Annotated in this window: 19 protein-coding genes and 1 tRNA gene; 12 read left to right on the top strand and 8 right to left on the bottom strand. The window is 33.6% G+C overall.

Features of this window, described 5'->3' with window-relative positions:
• Positions 1-147 precede the first annotated feature (147 nt).
• The 6 genes from idi to ABWO08_RS09195 all read left to right on the top strand — a co-directional run bounded on the left by idi (position 148) and on the right by ABWO08_RS09195 (position 3,042).
• Positions 148-675, top strand: coding sequence for an isopentenyl-diphosphate Delta-isomerase (gene idi / locus ABWO08_RS09220; RefSeq protein WP_353085397.1), 528 nt, complete (start codon positions 148-150; stop codon positions 673-675).
• A gap of 14 nt (positions 676-689) precedes the next feature.
• The gene (locus tag ABWO08_RS09215) at positions 690-1,100 is read left to right on the top strand and encodes a 6-pyruvoyl trahydropterin synthase family protein (RefSeq protein WP_353085395.1); all 411 of its coding nucleotides are present in this window, start codon (positions 690-692) and stop codon (positions 1,098-1,100) included.
• Positions 1,101-1,562 carry a peroxiredoxin gene (locus ABWO08_RS09210; protein WP_353085393.1) on the top strand — a complete coding sequence of 154 codons (462 nt, stop codon included), beginning with the start codon at positions 1,101-1,103 and terminating at the stop codon, positions 1,560-1,562.
• Between the two features lie 43 nt (positions 1,563-1,605).
• Positions 1,606-2,568, top strand: coding sequence for a type I phosphomannose isomerase catalytic subunit (locus tag ABWO08_RS09205; RefSeq protein WP_353085391.1), 963 nt, complete (start codon positions 1,606-1,608; stop codon positions 2,566-2,568).
• Positions 2,569-2,622: 54 nt separating this feature from the next.
• A complete protein-coding gene (locus ABWO08_RS09200; RefSeq protein ID WP_353085389.1) occupies positions 2,623-2,889 on the top strand; it encodes a hypothetical protein in 267 nt (88 codons plus the stop codon).
• 79 nt (positions 2,890-2,968) lie between these two features.
• Positions 2,969-3,042, top strand: a tRNA-Thr gene (locus ABWO08_RS09195).
• A gap of 94 nt (positions 3,043-3,136) precedes the next feature.
• On the opposite strand, the gene ABWO08_RS09190 is transcribed toward ABWO08_RS09195, so the two are convergent.
• Entirely contained in the window at positions 3,137-4,090 is a 954-nt protein-coding gene (locus ABWO08_RS09190) for a transketolase family protein (protein WP_353085387.1), read from the bottom strand.
• 4 nt (positions 4,091-4,094) lie between these two features.
• Positions 4,095-4,940: a transketolase gene (locus ABWO08_RS09185; protein WP_353085385.1), complete on the bottom strand. Its 846-nt coding sequence runs from the start codon at positions 4,938-4,940 to the stop codon at positions 4,095-4,097.
• Positions 4,941-5,181: 241 nt separating this feature from the next.
• On the opposite strand from ABWO08_RS09185, the gene tgt reads away from it, so the two are divergent.
• The 6 genes from tgt (at position 5,182) to ABWO08_RS09155 (ending at position 12,358) form a co-directional block, all read left to right on the top strand.
• On the top strand, positions 5,182-6,312 hold the full coding sequence (tgt, locus tag ABWO08_RS09180; RefSeq protein ID WP_353085383.1) for a tRNA guanosine(34) transglycosylase Tgt: 1,131 nt from the start codon (positions 5,182-5,184) through the stop codon (positions 6,310-6,312).
• Between the two features lie 10 nt (positions 6,313-6,322).
• Positions 6,323-7,408: an LptF/LptG family permease gene (locus tag ABWO08_RS09175; RefSeq protein ID WP_353085381.1), complete on the top strand. Its 1,086-nt coding sequence runs from the start codon at positions 6,323-6,325 to the stop codon at positions 7,406-7,408.
• Positions 7,395-8,276 carry a DMT family transporter gene (locus ABWO08_RS09170; protein WP_353085379.1) on the top strand — a complete coding sequence of 294 codons (882 nt, stop codon included), beginning with the start codon at positions 7,395-7,397 and terminating at the stop codon, positions 8,274-8,276. Before ABWO08_RS09175 ends, ABWO08_RS09170 begins: the two co-directional genes overlap by 14 nt.
• Before the next feature lie 94 nt (positions 8,277-8,370).
• On the top strand, positions 8,371-9,324 hold the full coding sequence (locus ABWO08_RS09165; RefSeq protein ID WP_353085378.1) for an acetyl-CoA carboxylase carboxyltransferase subunit alpha: 954 nt from the start codon (positions 8,371-8,373) through the stop codon (positions 9,322-9,324).
• Positions 9,325-9,463: 139 nt separating this feature from the next.
• Positions 9,464-11,008, top strand: a complete 1,545-nt coding sequence (dnaB, locus tag ABWO08_RS09160; protein ID WP_353085376.1) for a replicative DNA helicase — start codon at positions 9,464-9,466, stop codon at positions 11,006-11,008.
• 87 nt (positions 11,009-11,095) lie between these two features.
• Positions 11,096-12,358 (top strand): asparagine synthetase B, encoded by a 1,263-nt coding sequence (locus tag ABWO08_RS09155; RefSeq protein WP_353085374.1) that lies wholly within the window; start codon positions 11,096-11,098, stop codon positions 12,356-12,358.
• Positions 12,359-12,495: 137 nt separating this feature from the next.
• Here the strand turns inward: ABWO08_RS09155 and ABWO08_RS09150 are convergent, their stop codons facing one another.
• From ABWO08_RS09150 to thrS, 6 genes are all read right to left on the bottom strand, one after another.
• Positions 12,496-14,631, bottom strand: a complete 2,136-nt coding sequence (locus tag ABWO08_RS09150; RefSeq protein ID WP_353085372.1) for a S9 family peptidase — start codon at positions 14,629-14,631, stop codon at positions 12,496-12,498.
• Between the two features lie 25 nt (positions 14,632-14,656).
• Complete coding sequence (locus tag ABWO08_RS09145) at positions 14,657-16,516, bottom strand: peptidase U32 family protein (RefSeq protein WP_353085370.1); 1,860 nt, start codon at positions 16,514-16,516, stop codon at positions 14,657-14,659.
• 199 nt (positions 16,517-16,715) lie between these two features.
• Positions 16,716-17,060 (bottom strand): 50S ribosomal protein L20, encoded by a 345-nt coding sequence (rplT, locus tag ABWO08_RS09140; RefSeq protein ID WP_353085368.1) that lies wholly within the window; start codon positions 17,058-17,060, stop codon positions 16,716-16,718.
• A gap of 138 nt (positions 17,061-17,198) precedes the next feature.
• The gene (gene rpmI, locus ABWO08_RS09135) at positions 17,199-17,396 is read right to left on the bottom strand and encodes a 50S ribosomal protein L35 (protein WP_007810722.1); all 198 of its coding nucleotides are present in this window, start codon (positions 17,394-17,396) and stop codon (positions 17,199-17,201) included.
• An 86-nt stretch (positions 17,397-17,482) separates the two neighbouring features.
• Positions 17,483-17,977: a translation initiation factor IF-3 gene (infC, locus tag ABWO08_RS09130; RefSeq protein ID WP_353085417.1), complete on the bottom strand. Its 495-nt coding sequence runs from the start codon at positions 17,975-17,977 to the stop codon at positions 17,483-17,485.
• 76 nt (positions 17,978-18,053) lie between these two features.
• Positions 18,054-20,000 (bottom strand): threonine--tRNA ligase, encoded by a 1,947-nt coding sequence (gene thrS / locus ABWO08_RS09125; RefSeq protein ID WP_353085365.1) that lies wholly within the window; start codon positions 19,998-20,000, stop codon positions 18,054-18,056.
• Positions 20,001-20,225 lie beyond the last annotated feature (225 nt).

The following is a 20,225-nucleotide window of genomic DNA, read 5'->3' as shown; positions in this document are numbered from 1 at the left end:
ACTTATACAAATTTACAACAGGATTTTTATACTAGTTGCAATTTATGTTTAATAATTGGATCTTTAAGGAAAGTTTAACGGTTGTTGATTCAACTAAATTTTGCCAACATAACTTTTTTTGTATTTTTGACCTGAATACGATTTTTGATGAAAGAAGAACAAGTAATATTAGTTAATGAAAAAGACGAACCAATCGGGCTCATGAACAAATTGGAGGCGCATGAAAAAGCAGTTTTACATCGTGCCTTTTCGGTTTTTATTTTGAATGGTAAAAACGAAATCATGCTGCAACAAAGAGCACATCACAAATACCATTCGCCTTTACTTTGGACTAACACATGTTGCAGTCACCAGCGTGCTGGAGAAACTAATATCGAAGCCGGAACCAGAAGGTTAATGGAAGAAATGGGTTTTACAGCCGAAATAAAAGAATTGTTTCATTTCATTTATAAAGCACCATTTGATAATGGTTTAACAGAGCATGAATTAGATCATGTAATGATTGGATATTACAACGATGAGCCTAAAATAAATACCGAAGAAGTAGAAAGTTGGAAATGGATGGGTATTGAGGACGTGAAAAACGACATGAAGCAAAATCCTGAAATATATACCGTTTGGTTTAAGATAATTTTTGACGAATTTTATCATTACCTCGAAGATCATAAAATTTAAAGAAAAACAAAACCATGAAAGTAACTGTTTCTAGAAAAGCACATTTTAACGCAGCGCATCGATTGTATCGTAAAGATTGGTCTAATGAAAAGAATGATGCTGTTTTCGGAAAATGCAATAACCCAAATTCCCATGGTCATAACTATGAATTAATTGTATCAGTTACTGGAGATATTGATTCGGAAACAGGATTTGTGATTGATGTAAAAATCCTCTCTGATTTAATAAAAGAGCATATTGAAAACGCTTTTGATCATAAAAATCTAAATTTAGATGTGCCCGATTTTGCAGATTTAAATCCAACTGCCGAAAATATTGCAGTCGTAATCTGGAATAAACTTCGAAAACATATTGATGCTTACAAAGATTTGGAAGTGGTTTTATATGAAACTCCTAGAAATTTTGTAACCTATAAAGGAAACTAAATGGCACTAGAAATAGGGGATAAACTGCCAAACTTTGTTGCTTTAGATACTAATGGTGAATCATTTGAAAGCGAACAAATCATAGGAAAACAACCCGTAGTGATTTATTTTTATCCTAAAGATAATACTCCCGGCTGTACTGCTCAAGCGTGTAGTTTTAGAGACAATTACCAAATATTTAAAGACTTAGGGGCTGAGGTTATTGGCATAAGTGCCGATTCTGTAACTTCTCATGTTAAGTTTAAAAGTAAATTTAAATTGCCATTTATCTTGCTTTCGGATACAGATAAAAAATTGAGAAAATTATTCGGAGTTCCAAATTCATTTATTTTTTTACCAGGTAGACAGACCTATGTAATTGATCAAAACGGAATAATTCGCTTAATTTTCAATAGTGTTTCTAGTTCCATTCATATCGAAAAAGCAATACAGGTTCTTAAAAACATAAATCAGAGTAATTAAAATAAAGCTGTTTTTTGCATCTTTGCATCATAATATTTAATTCATGAAGATATATCCGCTTCAATTTCAACCTATATTAAAAGAAAGAATATGGGGAGGGACCAAACTCAAAACTATATTAAATAAACCAATTACTTCAGATATTACTGGAGAAAGTTGGGAGATTTCTACAGTTGAAAATGAAGTAAGTTCTATTTCAAATGGATTTTATAAAGGAAAATCTTTATTAGAATTAATCAATGAGTTTCCAGAACAAGTTTTAGGTTCAAAAGTCTTTCAACAATTCGGAAAACAATTTCCTTTGCTTTTTAAATACCTTGATGCTCGGGAAGATTTATCTATACAAGTGCATCCAAATGATGAATTGGCTGCCAGTAGACATAATTCTTTTGGAAAAACCGAAATGTGGTATGTAATGCAAGCTGATCCGAATTCTAATTTAATTGTAGGATTCAAAGAAAAATCTTCTTCCGAGGAATACCTTAAAAATTTAGAAAGCAAAACCATTCTTTCCTTATTGGATACCAGAGCTGTGCAAAAAGGAGATGTATTTTTTTTAGAAACAGGAACCGTTCATGCTATTGGCGCGGGAACCGTAATTGCCGAAATCCAACAAACTTCAGATATTACTTATAGAATATATGATTTTGACCGAGTTGATTCAAACGGAAATACCCGTGAATTGCATTTGGATCTTGCCTTAGATGCTATCAACTATGAGGTTGTAGATGCAGAAAAAAAATATGAAAAAGTGAGTAATACTTCAAATGAGGTAGTTCATTGTTCGTATTTTACAACAAATTTTATTCCATTAACCGAAAAAATTGCAGTTTCAAAAAACAAAGAGTTCTTTACAGTTTATATGTGTGTGGAAGGGGAATTCTCATTAGATTATCAAAGTGAAATTTATCAATATAAAGTTGGGGATACTGTTTTAATTCCGGCTTCATTAAGTGAATATGAAATTGCAGGAACTGCTACTATTTTAGAAATATACATTTCATAGTAAATATTAGAAAGAATTGTGTAATTTTGCACCAAATTATTAAATAGTAAAAAAATGCCAAGTGTAAAGAATTTAAAAAAAGACATCAATTATGTATTAGGAGATATTATTGAAGCAGTATACATCTGCGAAATGACTTCTGCAGGAAAACCTACTGAAGCTACTAATGCAATTATTGATGAGGCAATTAGCTCATTTGACAGTTTAATTGTTAAAGTTAATGCTAAAAAAGTAGAAAATAAAAAAGCACATTTTAAACAAATCAATGCAGAATTAGAACAAACTGCTAATCAATTGATTGCTAAAATCAACGCGCTTTAATGAATAAATTAATTTAAAAAAGTGTAATTTTTTTTTGGAAAATTAATTTTCAAGATTATATTTGCACCACTCAAGAGTTGCCAGCGTAGCTCAGTTGGCTAGAGCAGCTGATTTGTAATCAGCAGGTCGTGGGTTCGAGTCCCTCCGCCGGCTCTTAGTTTAAAAACCGTTTCTTTCGAAACGGTTTTTTTTGTGCAAAAAAAATCCGCCTTGATAAAGACGGATTTAATATAGTATAGAAAAGTTACTATTTTCTTTTGATAACTTTTAAAGCAGCTGCAACAATTGCTTGGTTGTTTAGCTTGTATTTTTCCATTAATTGCTCTGGAGTTCCGCTTTCGCCAAATGAATCTTGTACCGCAACAAATTCTTGTGGTGTTGGATTATTTAATGCTAAAGTTCTAGAAACGCTTTCACCTAAACCTCCAAGGAAATTATGCTCTTCTGCAGTTACAACACATCCTGTTTTAGCCACCGATTTTAATATTGCTTCTTCGTCTAATGGTTTAATTGTATGAATGTTGATTACTTCGGCAGAAATTCCTTGAGCTTCTAATTCTTCAGCAGCGATTAAAGCTTCCCAAACTAAATGTCCAGTTGCAATAATGGTCACATCGGTACCTTCGTTAAGCATAATCGCTTTTCCAATTACAAACGGCTCATCGGCAGGCATAAAATTAGGAACCACTGGACGTCCAAAACGTAAATAAACGGGCCCATGGTGGTCTGCAATAGCTAAAGTAGCTGCTTTGGTTTGATTGTAATCGCAAGTGTTGATTACAGTCATTCCTGGTAACATTTTCATCAATCCAATATCTTCCAAAATTTGGTGCGTAGCGCCATCTTCACCAAGAGTTAATCCGGCATGCGAAGCACAGATTTTTACATTTTTATCAGAATAAGCTACAGATTGACGTATTTGATCGTAAACTCTTCCTGTAGAAAAGTTAGCAAAAGTTCCTGTAAATGGAATTTTACCACCAATAGTTAAACCTGCTGCAATTCCAATCATGTTTGCTTCTGCAATCCCTATTTGGAAAAAACGCTCTGGGTGGTTCTTTTTGAAATCATCAAATTTTAATGACCCAATTAAGTCGGCACAAAGTGCAACTACATTTTCATTTTTTTGCCCTAATTCGGTCATTCCAGCACCAAATCCCGAACGGGTATCTTTACTTCCTGTATTAGTATATTTTTTCATAATTCTAGTAATCGCCTAATGTTTCTGGGTTTTGTTCTAAAGCTTTTGCTAATTGCTCATCATTCGGAGCTTTACCATGCCAAGCATGTGTATGCATCATATAATCTACTCCATTCCCCATTTCAGTATGCAATAAAACGCAAACAGGTTTTCCTTTTCCAGTTTTTGCTTTAGCTTCATTCATTCCTGAAAGAATAGATTCAATATCATTTCCTTTTACAATTTCAAGTACTTCCCAATCAAAAGCTTCAAATTTAGCTTTGATATTCCCCATACTTAATACTTCATCTGTAGAACCATCAATTTGCTTTCCGTTTAAATCAACAGTTGCAATTAGATTATCTACTTTTTTTGCAGAAGCATACATAATAGCTTCCCAGTTTTGTCCTTCTTGTAATTCACCATCTCCAGTTAAAATATAAACTAAATTAGAATCCTTATTTAGTTTTTTTGCTTGAGCAGCACCAATTGCAACAGACAATCCTTGTCCTAATGAACCCGATGCCATGCGAACTCCTGGTAAATTATCGTGCGTAGTTGGGTGACCTTGTAAACGTGTGTTTAATTTTCTGAAAGTAGCTAATTCAGCAACCGGAAAATAACCACTTCTTGCTAAAACACTGTAAAACACTGGTGAAATATGACCGTTAGACAAGAAGAATAAATCTTCTCCGTTTCCGTTCATATCAAATCCAGATTTTCTCTTTAGAATGTCTTGGTATAATGCCACTAAAAATTCAGCGCAACCCAAAGAACCTCCAGGGTGACCTGAATTTACAGCATGTACCATTCGAAGAATGTCTCTTCGTACTTGTGTTGTAAAATCGTGTAGTTGTTTAATGTCAGACATTTGTAGTAGTTAATTAATTTAATGAGTCAAAGATAGGATTTTGATAGAAGCTGAAAAACAAATTATTAAGTGACTTTTCAAAAGTTATTAAGAAAAATAAAAAAGGCTCTATTGCTATTAGTTTTAATTCGACAAAAACCTTTGTAGTATGGAATTGATCATAAAATTGGTGTTAAATTAAAGTTTAAAACCGAAAACCTAAATTTTAAATAAATTATATTTGCCAATTGAAAATGCCCTTATGAAATTCGATTTATTACAAAAAGACCCAAATTCTAAAGCTCGAGCAGGAAGTATAACTACCGATCACGGTGTTATTGAAACCCCAATATTCATGCCTGTTGGAACTGTTGCTTCGGTAAAAGGAGTGCACCAACGCGAGTTGAAAGAAGAAATCAATCCAGATATTATTTTAGGAAATACCTACCATTTATATTTAAGACCACAAACCGAAATATTAGAAAAGGCGGGTGGTTTGCACAAATTCATGAATTGGGATCGTAATATTTTGACCGATTCTGGTGGTTATCAAGTGTATTCACTTTCGGCAAATAGAAAAATTAAAGAAGAAGGCGTAAAATTTAAATCACATATTGATGGTTCGTATCATTTTTTCACACCAGAAAATGTGATGGAAATTCAAAGAACTATTGGAGCTGATATCATTATGGCTTTTGACGAGTGTACGCCTTATCCTTGCGATTACCGCTATGCACAACGCTCTATGAAAATGACGCACCGTTGGTTGGATCGTTGCATCAATCACTTAGAAAAAGTGCCAACAAAATATGGTTACGACCAAACTTTCTTTCCAATTGTGCAAGGAAGTACTTACAAAGATTTGCGTATGCAATCGGCAGAATATATTGCCAATTCCAATCAACAAGGAAATGCTATTGGTGGATTATCAGTAGGGGAGCCAGCAGAAGAAATGTATGCCATGACCGAAGTGGTTTGTGATATCCTACCAGAAGAGAAACCACGTTATTTAATGGGAGTGGGAACTCCGATTAACATTCTTGAAAACATTGCGCTTGGAGTGGATATGTTTGATTGTGTGATGCCAACTCGTAATGCCAGAAACGGAATGCTTTTTACCGCTAACGGAACTATAAACATAAAGAATAAAAAATGGGAAGCCGATTTTTCACCTTTGGATGAAATGGGTATTACCTTCGTTGATACCGAATATACTAAAGCGTATCTTCGTCATTTATTTGCAGCAAATGAATATTTAGGTAAGCAAATTGCAACTATTCATAACCTTGGTTTTTATATGTGGTTGGTGCGTGAAGCGCGTAAACATATTATTGCAGGTGATTTTAGAGTTTGGAAAGAAATGATGGTGAAACAAATGAGCCAACGATTATAACAGATTATTCATGTTAACAATTTTAGATAAATACATTTTAAAACGATATTTAAGCACTTTTACAGTGATGATATTGTTATTTATCCCAATTGGGATAACTATTGATGTATCTGAAAAGGTTAATAAAATGATTGAAAATCATGTTCCTTTTGCTGCTATTGCAGAATATTATTTAGACTTTACTATTTATTTTGCCAATTTACTTTTTCCGATATTTTTATTTTTATCCATTATTTGGTTTACTTCCAAATTGGCTAATAACACCGAAATCATTGCCATTTTAAGTTCTGGAATATCCTTTACGAGATTTTTGCGACCTTATATTATTGGCGCTACAATTGTGTCTATTTTTGCGTTGTTAATGGGTTTTTTCTTGGTTCCAAAAGCAAGTGAAGGGTTCAATAATTTTAGATATACCTATTTGATTGGAAATGGTCAAAATGAAATTAGGGATAATTCAGATGTGTACCGACAGATAAATAAGGAAGAATATATTTATGTAAGTAATTATAATTCGGAGTCAAAGATGGCTTTCTATTTTTCGATGGAACGCTTTGAAAAAGATAAATTGAAATACAAAGTTACTGCTGAAAGAATTACTTGGAATCCAAAAAAAAGAAATTATTCCTTATTTAATTATACCAAACGGAAAGTAGGGCCACTAGGCGATTATATTGAAACAGGGAGCGTAAAAGATACCGTTTTTAAATTTGATTTAGAAGATTTAACCCCTGTTGTTTACATTGCAGAAACATTAAATTACACCAAATTAACCCATTTTATTGATAAAGAAAGACTAAGAGGTTCTTCAAATATTAATGTCTATTTGGTAGTTTTTTATAAAAAGTTCAGCATTCCAATTTCAGCATTTATCTTAACTATTATTGCTGTGGCTGTATCTGCAATGAAACGAAGAGGCGGAATGGGGATGAATCTTGCAATAGGAATATTACTCGCGTTTGCATTTGTGTTTTTAGATAAAGTTTTTGGAGTATTAGCCGAAAAATCTTCTGCGCCTCCAATTATAGCCGTATGGATTCCAAACTTTGTTTTTGGTATCTTAGCAATATTTTTACTTCGAAATGCTAAGCGATAACACTAAAAGTTACTTTAAACTACATTGGATAGTTTTTATCTGGGGTTTTACCGCAGTTTTAGGTAGACTAATTACTCTAGATGCCATGCCATTGGTGTGGTTTCGAATGTTATTTGCTGTTGTTTTTATATTTATTTACAACAAGTTCACCAAAACTTCCATTAGATTACCAAAAAAAGTAATCCTAAAATTTTTAGTTGCCGGATTAGTAATTGCTTTGCATTGGTTTACTTTTTTTAGGGCAATCAAAGTTTCAAATGTATCCATTACGCTCGCTTGTTTATCTACTGGGGCTTTTTTTGCTTCTATAATTGAACCTATTTTCTTCAAAAAGAAGATCATTTGGTATGAAATTTTCTTTGGGCTACTGGTTGTAGTCGGACTTTCAATAATTTTTAAGGTTGAAGGAAATTATATTGAAGGAATAGTTTTAGCCTTGATTTCTGCTTTTCTATCTGCTTGTTTTGCAGTAATCAATAGTAAGTTTGTAGTGAATTATGAACCTAAAGTGATTTCGTTTTACGAACTATTTGGAGGGGTACTATTCTTCTCTATCTTCTTATTTGGAACATCAAGTTTTAATTCTGATTTTTTTCAACTTTCAATAAATGATTTTCTTTATTTATTAGTTTTAAGTTCTGTTTGTACTGCCTATGCTTTTATTGCTTCTACTTCTATAATGAAATTCTTAAGTCCGTATACGGTAATGTTAACCATTAATTTAGAACCTATTTACGGAATACTATTAGCCGTTCTAATTTTTAAAGAAAAAGAACAAATGAGTCCAACCTTTTATTTTGGTGCATTATTAATATTAATAACAGTTATCTTAAATGCAGTATTAAAAGCCAAGCATAAACCAAATTAGGAGATTTGTTTACAACTTATAACATAAAATTACTTTATCAGTTGATATAAAATTTTATATTTGTAGTTCGAATTTAATTAAATGCAGCAGAATTATGGAATACTTAGATTTTGAGCTTCCTATAAAAGAATTAGAAGACCAATTAGACAAATGTGAAATTATTGGTCAAGAATCAGATGTTGATGTAACCAACACTTGCAAGCAAATAGAGAAGAAGTTACAAGAAACCAAAAAAAATATTTACAAAAATCTAACGGCTTGGCAACGCGTTCAATTATCTCGTCACCCAAATAGACCGTATACTTTAGATTACATCAACGCTATTTGTGGCGATACTTTTTTAGAACTATTTGGAGACAGAGGTTTTAAAGATGATAAAGCAATGATTGGCGGATTGGGTAAAATTGACGGACAATCATTTATGATTATTGGTCAACAAAAAGGTTACAATACTAAAACCCGTCAGTACCGTAACTTCGGTATGGCAAATCCTGAAGGCTATAGAAAAGCATTACGCTTAATGAAAATGGCCGAAAAATTCGGTGTACCTGTAATTACTTTTATTGATACTCCGGGAGCTTATCCTGGTTTGGAAGCTGAAGAAAGAGGACAAGGTGAAGCTATTGCAAGAAATATTCTTGAAATGTGCCGACTTAAAGTGCCTATCATTTGTGTTATTGTTGGAGAAGGAGCTTCGGGAGGAGCTTTAGGAATAGGTGTTGGAGATCGCGTATTGATGATGGAAAACACTTGGTATTCTGTTATTTCACCAGAATCTTGTTCTTCAATATTATGGAAAAGCTGGGAATATAAAGAGCAAGCGGCTGAAGCATTGAAATTGACTTCTGCAGATATGAAAAAACAAAAATTAGTTGATGATATCATTCCGGAGCCACTTGGTGGAGCACATTATGATAGAGAAACTACTTTTATTACAGTACAACAATACATAACCAAATTTTATAATGAACTGAAAGATTTATCAACAACCGAGCTAGTAGAGCAAAGGATGGATAAATACAGTAAAATGGGTGAGTATAAGGAGTAATTTTCCTAAACATGATAAAAATCCGGAGCCCAATGGTTCCGGATTTTTTTTTGGTTGTCAACAAAAAACATATAGTTATCAACAGTATTGGATAATAACTAAAATTTAATAAAAACTAAGAATTGGTTACTTTCGCTCTATGGAAAATATCAAGAATTTAAACCCTGTAAGAGTAGATAAATCTACGATTATCAATTTAGAAAAAGGCAAGCTACCTCCACAAGCACTCGAACTTGAGGAAGCAGTTCTTGGTGCCATGATGATTGATAAAAAAGGGGTAGATGAGGTTATTGATATTTTACAATCGGAGGCATTTTATAAAGAGGCGCACAAACACATCTTTGAGGCTATTTTTCAGTTGTTTACCGATTCGCAGCCCATTGACTTATTAACAGTTTCTTCTCAATTAAAAAAGAATGCTAAACTAGAACTTGCAGGTGGTGATTATTATTTAATTCAGCTTACGCAAAAGATTTCTTCTTCGGCACATATTGAGTTTCACTCGCGAATTATTTTACAGAAATACATTCAAAGAAGTTTGATTCGAATTTCTTCTGAAATTATTGAAGATTCTTATGATGAAACTACCGATGTTTTTGATTTATTAGACAAAGCTGAAAGTAGATTATATGAGGTTACACAAGGAAATATTAAACGAAGTTCCGAAACGGCTCAAAGTTTAGTGATCCAAGCTAAAAAGCGAATTGAAGAAATTGCCAATAAAGAAGGATTATCCGGAATTGCAACTGGCTTTGAAAAACTAGACAAAGTAACTTCGGGTTGGCAACCTTCCGATTTGGTTATTATTGCAGCAAGGCCGGGTATGGGTAAAACCGCATTCGTACTTTCTATGGCGCGTAACATTGCTATTGATTTTGGGCACCCGGTGGCGTTGTTCTCTTTGGAGATGTCCTCGGTACAGTTAATTACGCGTTTAATTTCTTCTGAAACGGGTTTGTCATCTGAGAAATTACGTACTGGTAAATTAGAAAAACACGAATGGGAGCAGCTTTCTGTGAAAGTGAAAGACCTTGAAAAAGCTCCATTATTTATTGATGATACCCCTTCGTTATCCATATTCGATTTGCGTGCAAAAGCACGAAGATTGGCGTCGCAACACGGTATAAAGTTAATTATTGTGGATTACCTTCAATTAATGACAGCTGGAGGAAACGGAAAAGGTGGCGGAAATCGTGAACAAGAAATCTCGACCATTTCTAGAAACTTAAAAGCATTAGCTAAAGAATTGGAAGTTCCTGTAATTGCTTTGTCACAATTATCTCGTGCGGTGGAAACGCGTGGTTCAAGTAAACGACCTTTACTTTCTGACCTTCGTGAATCGGGAGCGATTGAGCAAGATGCCGATATCGTTTCGTTTATTTATCGTCCTGAATATTATAAAATTGAAGAATGGGATGATGATGAACAGTCTCCAACAGAAGGTCAAGCCGAATTTATTATTGCAAAACACCGTAACGGTTCTCTAGAAAACATACGATTGAAATTCATTGGAAACCTAGGTAAGTTTGATAATTTAGAAGACTACGGATCCGGTTTAGGTGATTTGCCATCCAAGATGAATCTTGATGATAATCCATTTTTCACTAAAAATCTACCTTCTCCAAATGAAGCTTTTGGAAGTAATTTAAATTCAAATGACGACGACAGTGATGTCCCGTTTTAGTATGAAAATTTAGGTTTTTCTTTACACTATTATCTAGTATCTTTGATAAATCGATTCCGTTTTGGGATTGAAATTAATTTTGACCTAATGCTTTCTAAAAATCATTACATTATTTTTCTTTTGTTGGTTTCCTTTTCTATTAAGGCAAATTTTCTTTTGTTGCCAATGGATGAAACTTCTCAAAAAAATCACTTAAAAGCATACGGAATAACCTATTGGTGTTTGGATAAAAAGTATAAAGCGAGTTGGTTGTTAAACTACCGCGGCGGGTCTTTTTTATTGCCAGATGCTCCAGAAATTAGAAAAGAATGTCAAATTCGCGGTGTGAGTTTTGAAATATTATCCGAAGCGGAGGAAGCTTCTATATTGGCAGATATTTCTTCGCCATCTCAAAATATGGAAACCGTAATTTTAGAAAAAGCACCAAAAATTGCAGTGTATACTCCTAAAGGAAAACAACCCTGGGATGATGCTGTAACGATGGTTCTGACTTATGCTGAAATTCCGTTTACCCCAATATATGATGAAGAAGTACTATCCGATCAATTGATATTGTACGATTGGTTGCATTTGCATCACGAGGATTTTACAGGACAATATGGTAAATTTTATGGTGCTTATAGAAACGCCCCTTGGTATATTGATCAAAAGAAAGACGCCGAAGCTTTAGCAGCTAAACTTGGTTATGCTAAAGTATCGGAAGAGAAATTGGCTGTTGCTAAAAAAATACGTGATTTTGTTATTGGTGGCGGATTTATGTTTGCCATGTGTTCGGCTACTGATAGTTTTGATATTGCCCTTTCTGCAGAAGGTGTTGATATTTGTGAACCTATGTTTGACGGAGATGACAGTACTCCAAATTACCAAAACTTAATTGATTACAGTAAAACATTTGCATTTAAGAATTTCATATTAGATAGAAAGCCCGATCATTATGAGTTTTCGGATATAGATATGACTGAAAAAAGAAGAATTATTAAGGAGAAAGATTATTTTACTTTGATGGATTTTTCTGCCAAATGGGATGTAATCCCAAGTATGTTGTGTCAAAATCATACTTCTTTAGTGAAAGGTTTTATGGGACAATCGACTTCTTTTGACAGCGAGTTAATTAAATCATATGTTTTAACGCTGGGACAAAATGAGTTAAATGGCGAAGCGCGTTACATACACGGACAAAAAGGTAAAGGCTTTTTTACTTTTTTTGGAGGTCATGATCCTGAAGATTACCAACATCATGTAGGTGATGCTCCAACGGTTTTGGATTTGCACCCAAATTCACCCGGTTTTCGATTAATTCTTAATAATATTCTTTTCCCTGCAGCAAAGAAGAAAAAGCAAAAAACATAGAATTGTTCAAATATAAAAAATCCCAAACTCATTGAATTTGGGATTTTTTTTAGCCCTGATAGTAGTGGAAATCCTTTTATTTTTTTCTTAAAAAAATGAAAGATTGCAACGAATAGCAGGAATAGCTTTTAATACTATTACTTATTATTTTCTATAATATAGTTTAGCACTTTGGTCATTAAATGCACTCGGTCTTTACCTTGAACATTGTGTTTTGCCATTGGGTAAGGGAAAAAATCAACTTGTTTTTGGGCTTCGATGAATTTTTTCACTAAAGCAAAATTGTGCTGCATTACCACTGTATCATCACTTGTTCCGTGAATTAATAACAGCTTACCTTTAAGGTTATTCACATAATTTAGAGTGCTTGCTTCATCAAATCCCTTTTGGTTTTCTGCTGGAGTATCCATATAACGCTCACCATACATTGCTTCATACCATTTCCAGTCGGTTACAGGACCACCTGCAACACCCACTTTAAAAGTATCGGATTTGCGTAACATTAATGAAGTGGTCATGAATCCACCGTAACTCCATCCGTGAACGGCAAGACGATTGCCATCAACATAAGGCAATGACTTTAGGTATTCCACTCCTTTAATTTGGTCTTCCATTTCGTTTACTCCAAGTCGGCCATGGATTACGCTTTCAAATGCAAATCCTCTATTATCTGACCCTCTGTTGTCAACGGTGTAAACCAAATAGCCTTGCTCTGCCATCCAAAACATCCATAAGTTAGCACCATCTAAAAATGAATTGGTAATTAATTGTGCATGCGGGCCTCCATATACATAAACTAAAACAGGATATTTTTTTGTTGCATCAAAGTTACTCGGTTTAATTAAACGGGTGTATAAATCGGTTGTTCCATCGGCCGCTTTAATGGTTTTGATTTCGGAAGTTCCAATTTGGTAGCCTTCGTATTTGTTTTTGCTTACCAAAAGTGTTGAAGCATTAAGTTTTGCATCGTATAAAAGTGATTTTGAAGGTGTAGAGTGATTAGAAAACTCATCAAAAAACCACTTACCATCACTAGAAATCGATACATTGTGAACACCTTCATCTTTTGTGATTAAGGTTTGTTTTCCTTTAAGTGTTACTTTGTAAACCAACATATTTGTTGCATTTGCTCCCGTTGCTTTGAAATAAATTTCAGTTCCGTTTGTATTTGAACCTATAATTTCTCTTGCAGGAAATTGGTTTTTTGTTAATTGTTGGATTAGTTTTCCTTCAATTGTGTAGTAGTATAAGTTTTGAAATCCGTCTTTTTCGCTAAACCAAACGAAGTTATTGGAATTAGCATTTGGAAAAAAGGCTTCGTGCTCTGGCTCTACCCAAGCATTATTTTTTTCGTTTAAAATAGTTCTAACAAAATCTCCTGAATTTGCATCATATACATTTAAATACATATCGTTTTGCTCACGGTTCAATTCGGCAATCAATACATACTTCTCATCTGGAGTCCAAGAAAGATTGGTTAAATAGTCGTTTGCATTGCCACTTTTAGGATCAATAAATACCGTTTTACCAGTTGCTAGATTGTAAATTCCCACTCTCGGTTTTTCTGATTTTTGTCCGATCATTGGGTATTTTAAATTTTCTAATTTACCCGGAGTTTCAGTAATATCTAATAAAGGATAATCGGCTACTTCGCTTTGGTCTTTTTGATAAAACGCTAAATAAGAAGATTTAGGTGACCAGAATATTCCATTGCTAATTCCAAATTCGTTTCTAGAAATAGATTGTCCCGATACAATTCCTTTGTTATTCTCGTTGGTTACCGCTACTTTTTCTTTGTTTTTATTATAGAAAAACAAATTATTATCCACAGTTAACGCTAGATTGTTTTTGGCAGCATCAAAAGTTTGATTTTCATCTGAATTGGCACTCGCTTGAATGTTTTTTCCAGATTTAGAAGTTATAGAATATGTATAATATTTACCATTTTCAGAAATTAAAAATGATGTTGCATCAATCCATTCTAAGCCAGCAAAACTTTTAAGTTTCGTTCCTAAAGCGGAATTGATTTCTGCTAATGTAACTAACTCTTTTGCTTTGTTATCTGTTGCAGAGGCTTGCATCATTTTAGAATTACCCTCGGTGAAATAAACATAATTAGTGGTGTTTGGAATCCATTGAAATCCAGCTAATTTGTCAGCTTTAAAAGCTCTAGCTTGCTGCATTACTGCCTCGTCAAGTGTAAAAGTCTTTAATTGAGCTTGTGTAGTTAGTGCTACAAACAGACTAAATGCAATAATTATTTTTTTATGCATGGTTTTTATTTTTATTTATTAATTATTAATCTTCTTCTATTTCAAATTCGGCGTCTTTTTCCCAAATTTCCATTTCACAAGGTTTGCAATTGAATTTTAGTTTGTATTCCAATTCGCCTTGCTTTAATACCAATGGTTCTTTTACTTTTACGCCAAGGGTTTCTTTATGGTATTTAGGACATTTTTCTAATTCGTATTTGATGCAATATTTGGTTGTCATTACCCTTGATTTACCTGGATCCCATTGTAATTCGAAGGCCTTTTCAATTTCGGTTACGCCATGTCTTTCGTAAAACTTACGTGCCAATTTATTAGACACATTGTACATGAAATCTAATTTTGTTTCGGGATAAGGATGCGATGTTTTTACAATTTGATGTTCTTCCACTTTATAATTTTCTAATCGAATTTCAGATAATTGTTCGTAAACCAATCTACGCATTTCGTTAATTTTTGAAATAGGAAGAAACCAATTTTCAGAAAATTGAATTGTAATTTCATTTGCAGTATAAGGAGTAAATCCTGTTTTTGCTAATTGAATTTTTATATTTTCTTCAATTGATTCGTTGTTTTTGGTTGGTTCTTTTGGATGTTCCATCAACACTTTACTAGTATTTCCATCTTCATCGGTAGCTGTTAATTCAAATCCAGAAGTGCTTTCAGTTAACAATAATGAAGTGCCTATTTTTCTAATGGCACTGTCTTCTCGTTCCACAAGTTTGATGAATGCCGCATCGTTGTTTCTATAAATAAAGGTGCCGTCTTTTATTTCTTTCAAAACATTTGGAAAAACAAAACCATTTTCAGCACGGTTTACATAAATACCTTCTGCTTCATTATCGTCATTAATGTAGCACAAACCATCTCCGTTGTTTAATAAGTTGCCGTTCTCAATTTCATAGGAGTTTCCAACAGTGCGAACTAACTTACCTATATATTGCCCTTTCGATTTCGGACTTTCCCAAGAACCAATAGATTGGTGTCTTTCGTTAACGAAATAATCGGTATAACCTCTGTTAAAGGTTCTGTTTAATGAAGAGTCAAAAGTAAAGGTGCATTTACCAGAAGAAGCTTTGGTGTATTTTTCGTTTCCTTCTAAAAAGCTATCTAATTTTTGTCTCAAATAAGAAACATTATTCTTTACATAAACTACATCTTTTAGTCGGCCTTCAATTTTAAAAGAGCAAATTCCTGCTTCAATTAAATTCGGAATTTGGTCGGAAACATCTAAATCCTTTATAGAAAGAAGGTGGCTATTTTTAATTAAGGTATCTCCATTTCCGTCAATAAGATTGTATGGTAAGCGACAGTTTTGGGCGCAAGACCCTCTGTTTGCTGATCTTTCGCCATTGGCAACACTCATATAGCAGTTTCCGCTGAAAGAAACACATAAAGCTCCGGTTACAAAGAATTCTAATTCTACATCGGCTGTTTCACTGATTTCTTTTATTTGATGCAAATTTAATTCCCGAGCCAAAACCACTCTTTTTATACCGGCATCTTTTAAGAATTTAATTTTATCGGCATCTCTATTATTAGATTGTGTGCTGGCATGAAGCACAATAGGAGGTAAGTCCATTTCAAGAATAGACATGTCTTGAATAATTAGGGCATCGACTTTAATATCGTACAATTCCCAAATCATTTTGCGACACGTTTCTAGCTCATTATCATATAGAATCGTATTAATTACAACAAATACTTGAGCATTAAATAAGTGGGCGTATTTCACCAATTCGGCTACATCTTCAATTGAATTGGTGGCGTTAGAGCGGGCTCCAAATTGTGGTGCGCCAATATAAACTGCATCCGCTCCACTGTTGATAGCGGCAATTCCTTGAATTAAATTTTTAGCAGGAGCTAATATTTCTATTTTCTTTTTCATTATTTGATGGTTTTACAACTTGACTTTCGTCAAATTAAAAAGCCTGTAAAGTTCTTATTTTTTGTTGGAGATTTCTAATTTAAATCTTGATTTTTTTATTTCGAATTGAGTTAATATTAAATGTATTAAGCAAAAAAAATCCCAATCGTTAGATTGGGATTTTATATAAGTAAGTTGAATAAGTTGTACAAACGTTTTTTTATTTCACTTTTTTCACGATAGCTTTGAAAGCTTCTGGGTGATTCATTGCTAAATCTGCAAGAACTTTACGGTTCAATTCGATACCGTTAGCTTTTACTTTCCCCATGAATTGAGAGTAACTTAATCCTTCTAGTCTAGCACCAGCGTTAATACGCATGATCCATAGAGCACGGAAGTTTCTCTTGTTTTGTTTTCTATCGCGATAAGCGTAAACCATCGCTTTTTCAACTGCGTTTTTCGCAACAGTCCAAACGTTTTTACGACGACCAAAGAAACCTTTGGCTTGCTTCATTATCTTTTTTCTTCTTGCTCTTTTAGCAACTGAATTTACTGATCTTGGCATAATTTTCTTGTTTTTTTGTAGCAGGCGTCCCGAATTTAATCAAGGGAACTTAAAGCCATACTCCAAGGTTATTAAATTTGTTTTAACCTAAAGAATTAATGTTTAAAGCTTGTTATTAAGAACAACAAACCATTAACATTATATAATTCTTAATTGTTGTTTAATGCTTTTCATATCTGTACTGTGAACCAATGCAGAATGTGTTAAAGCTAATTTACGCTTTTTAGATTTCTTGGTCAAAATGTGACTTTTGAAAGCGTGTTTTCTTTTAATCTTTCCAGAACCAGTAACTTTAAAACGTTTCTTAGCACTAGATTTTGTTTTCATTTTAGGCATAATTTCCCTAATTTATTTAAATTCAACTTACTTACTTATCTTTCGTTTAAGATTTATTGTTTTAACTTAAAACTTAAATCTTAAAACTATTTTTTCTTTTTTGGAGCAATATACATGATCATTCTTTTTCCTTCTAAAACCGGTAAAGCTTCTACTTTTCCGTGGTCTTCTAAGTCTTGAGCTAATCTTAATAATAATATTTGACCTTGCTCTTTATAAATGATAGATCTACCTTTAAAAAATACAAATGCTTTTAATTTAGATCCCTCTTTAAGGAATTTCTCCGCATTTTTTCTTTTAAAATCGTAATCGTGCTCATCTGTTTGAGGACCAAAACGAATTTCTTTAACTACAATTTGCGTAGACTTAGCTTTTAATTCTTTGTCTCGTTTTTTCTGCATGTATACGAACTTTTTATAGTCCATGATTTTACATACAGGTGGCTCAGCATTAGGAGAAATTTCAACCAAATCTAATTCTAATTCATCGGCAAGACGCAATGCATCTGCAGTTTTGAAAATACCTGGCTCTACATTGTCTCCTACAAGACGTACTTCAGGAACACGAATAAAATTATTTATTCTGTGTTCATCTTTTTTTTCTACTCGAGGTTGATACCCCTTGTTGTTTCTAATTGCTATGGCTTAATTATTTTAGTTAAACTTCAAATGTTTTTAAGGTTTTGGCAACTTCTTCATTCACAATTGCAACAAAATCTTCTATTTTTACTGTAATATTTCCTTTTCCTTCTTGACCGTGTTTCCTTACTGACACGGTTCCATTTTTCTCCTCATCCTCCCCAACAATAAGCATGAACGGCATTTTTTGAACTTCCGCATCTCTAATTTTTTTACCAATTGTCTCGTTGCGGTTATCAATTAGGGCGCGAATTTCGTTATTTTCTAGCAGATTTAAAACTTTTTCTGCATATTTTTCATATTTCTCACTCAAAGACAGGATAATAGCTTGCTCTGGCATTAACCAAAGTGGGAAATTTCCAGCAGTGTGTTCTAGCAAAATTGCAATAAAACGCTCCATCGATCCAAATGGTGCTCGGTGAATCATTACTGGTCTATGTAGCTTATCATCAGCACCTTTATAAGTCAAATCAAAGCGCTCTGGTAAGTTGTAATCCACCTGAATAGTTCCTAATTGCCATTGTCTTCCTAGGGCATCTTTCACCATGAAGTCCAACTTAGGTCCATAAAAAGCTGCTTCACCATATTCAACTACAGTATTCAGTCCTTTATCACGAGCTGCATTGATGATAGCATTTTCTGCTTTTTCCCAATTTTCATCGCTACCTATATATTTATCTCTATTTTCTTGATCGCGTAATGAGATTTGGGCAGTAAAATTTTCAAACCCTAACGAACTAAATACATAAAGTACCAAGTCGATTACTTTTTTAAACTCACTATCCAATTGATCTGGTGTACAGAATATGTGTGCATCATCTTGAGTAAACCCTCTCACACGAGTTAATCCATGTAATTCACCACTTTGCTCATATCTATATACAGTACCAAATTCTGCATAGCGTTTTGGTAAATCTTTATATGACCAAGGTTTAGTGTTGTATATTTCACAGTGGTGAGGGCAGTTCATCGGTTTCAATAAAAACTCTTCGCCTTCAGCTGGAGTATTTATTGGTTGAAAACTATCCGCTCCATATTTTGCATAATGACCCGATGTCACATACAATTCTTTTTGTCCAATATGCGGAGTAACTACTTGTTCGTATCCTGCTTTTTTCTGAGCTTTTTTCAAAAATTGCTCCAATCTATCGCGTAAAGCAGCACCTTTAGGTAACCACAATGGCAATCCTTGTCCTACTTTAGTTGAAAAAGCAAATAAATCTAATTCTTTACCTAGCTTTCTGTGGTCTCTTCTTTTTGCTTCTTCTAATAATTCTAAATAATCAGTCAAATCTTTTTGCTTAGGGAATGAAATTCCGTAAACGCGAGTAAGCTGTTTGTTTTTTTCGTCACCACGCCAATAAGCACCAGCAACACTCATTACTTTCATCGCCTTGATAATTCCAGTATTCGGAATATGACCACCACGGCACAAATCAAAAAAGTTAGCATGATCACAAAAAGTAATCGTTCCATCTTCTAAATTCGATATTAACTCCGTTTTGTATTCGTTGTTTTTGTATACCTCTAATGCTTCTGCTTTAGATACAGGACGCATTTTAAATTCATGTTTCTCTCTAGATATTTCTAAAACGCGATCCTCAATTGCTTTAAAATCAGCGTCAGATATTTTGTTATCACCAAAATCCACATCATAATAAAACCCATTTTCAATAGCTGGTCCTAAAGTTAATTTGATTCCCTTAAATTTTTCTTCCAATACCTGAGCCATAACATGCGAAGTCGAATGCCAGAACGCTTTTTTACCTTCTTTATCATTCCAAGTATACAATACCAACGAACCATCAGTCGTTAATTCCGTCGATGTCTCTATAGTTGTACCATTAAAATAAGCCGAAATTACATTTCGAGCCAATCCTTCACTTATACTTTTCGCAATATCCATAGGAGTTGAGCCGTTCTCAAACTCCTTAACCGAACCATCTGGTAGAGTAATCTTTATCATTCCTAAAATTTTATGGACTGCAAATATAGAAGATTAACAAAACACACACAATAGATAATAGGTATAATATATAAAAGTATTTTTTTTGCAGCGAAAGTTCAGTGCTTTTTTGTAAACTGTTTTCCTGCTTTTCGTTACAATCTGTTTTGGCGTGGGACGAATCGATTTAAAGCAGCTATAATTCATCGCCAATCCAGGATTTCCACTTCAATCAGGGCTAGGGGG

Source organism: Flavobacterium sp., from assembly GCF_040383245.1.
Lineage (GTDB): Bacteria > Bacteroidota > Bacteroidia > Flavobacteriales > Flavobacteriaceae > Flavobacterium.
This window is presented reverse-complemented; position numbering and strand designations above follow the sequence as displayed.

Bases quoted from the DNA above. Each gene is read 5' to 3' on its own strand.
- thrS (WP_353085365.1), bottom strand. From the start codon at position 20,000: ATGATAAAGATTACTCTACCAGATGGTTCGGTTAAGGAGTTTGAGAAC.
- rpmI (WP_007810722.1), bottom strand. From the start codon at position 17,396: ATGCCTAAAATGAAAACAAAATCTAGTGCTAAGAAACGTTTTAAAGTT.
- ABWO08_RS09185 (WP_353085385.1), bottom strand. From the start codon at position 4,940: ATGTCTGACATTAAACAACTACACGATTTTACAACACAAGTACGAAGA.
- ABWO08_RS09150 (WP_353085372.1), bottom strand. From the start codon at position 14,631: ATGCATAAAAAAATAATTATTGCATTTAGTCTGTTTGTAGCACTAACT.
- ABWO08_RS09175 (WP_353085381.1), top strand. From the start codon at position 6,323: ATGTTAACAATTTTAGATAAATACATTTTAAAACGATATTTAAGCACT.
- ABWO08_RS09170 (WP_353085379.1), top strand. From the start codon at position 7,395: ATGCTAAGCGATAACACTAAAAGTTACTTTAAACTACATTGGATAGTT.
- ABWO08_RS09210 (WP_353085393.1), top strand. From the start codon at position 1,101: ATGGCACTAGAAATAGGGGATAAACTGCCAAACTTTGTTGCTTTAGAT.
- rplT (WP_353085368.1), bottom strand. From the start codon at position 17,060: ATGCCAAGATCAGTAAATTCAGTTGCTAAAAGAGCAAGAAGAAAAAAG.
- dnaB (WP_353085376.1), top strand. From the start codon at position 9,464: ATGGAAAATATCAAGAATTTAAACCCTGTAAGAGTAGATAAATCTACG.
- idi (WP_353085397.1), top strand. From the start codon at position 148: ATGAAAGAAGAACAAGTAATATTAGTTAATGAAAAAGACGAACCAATC.
- tgt (WP_353085383.1), top strand. From the start codon at position 5,182: ATGAAATTCGATTTATTACAAAAAGACCCAAATTCTAAAGCTCGAGCA.
- ABWO08_RS09200 (WP_353085389.1), top strand. From the start codon at position 2,623: ATGCCAAGTGTAAAGAATTTAAAAAAAGACATCAATTATGTATTAGGA.
- ABWO08_RS09145 (WP_353085370.1), bottom strand. From the start codon at position 16,516: ATGAAAAAGAAAATAGAAATATTAGCTCCTGCTAAAAATTTAATTCAA.
- ABWO08_RS09190 (WP_353085387.1), bottom strand. From the start codon at position 4,090: ATGAAAAAATATACTAATACAGGAAGTAAAGATACCCGTTCGGGATTT.
- ABWO08_RS09155 (WP_353085374.1), top strand. From the start codon at position 11,096: ATGCTTTCTAAAAATCATTACATTATTTTTCTTTTGTTGGTTTCCTTT.
- ABWO08_RS09215 (WP_353085395.1), top strand. From the start codon at position 690: ATGAAAGTAACTGTTTCTAGAAAAGCACATTTTAACGCAGCGCATCGA.
- ABWO08_RS09205 (WP_353085391.1), top strand. From the start codon at position 1,606: ATGAAGATATATCCGCTTCAATTTCAACCTATATTAAAAGAAAGAATA.
- ABWO08_RS09165 (WP_353085378.1), top strand. From the start codon at position 8,371: ATGGAATACTTAGATTTTGAGCTTCCTATAAAAGAATTAGAAGACCAA.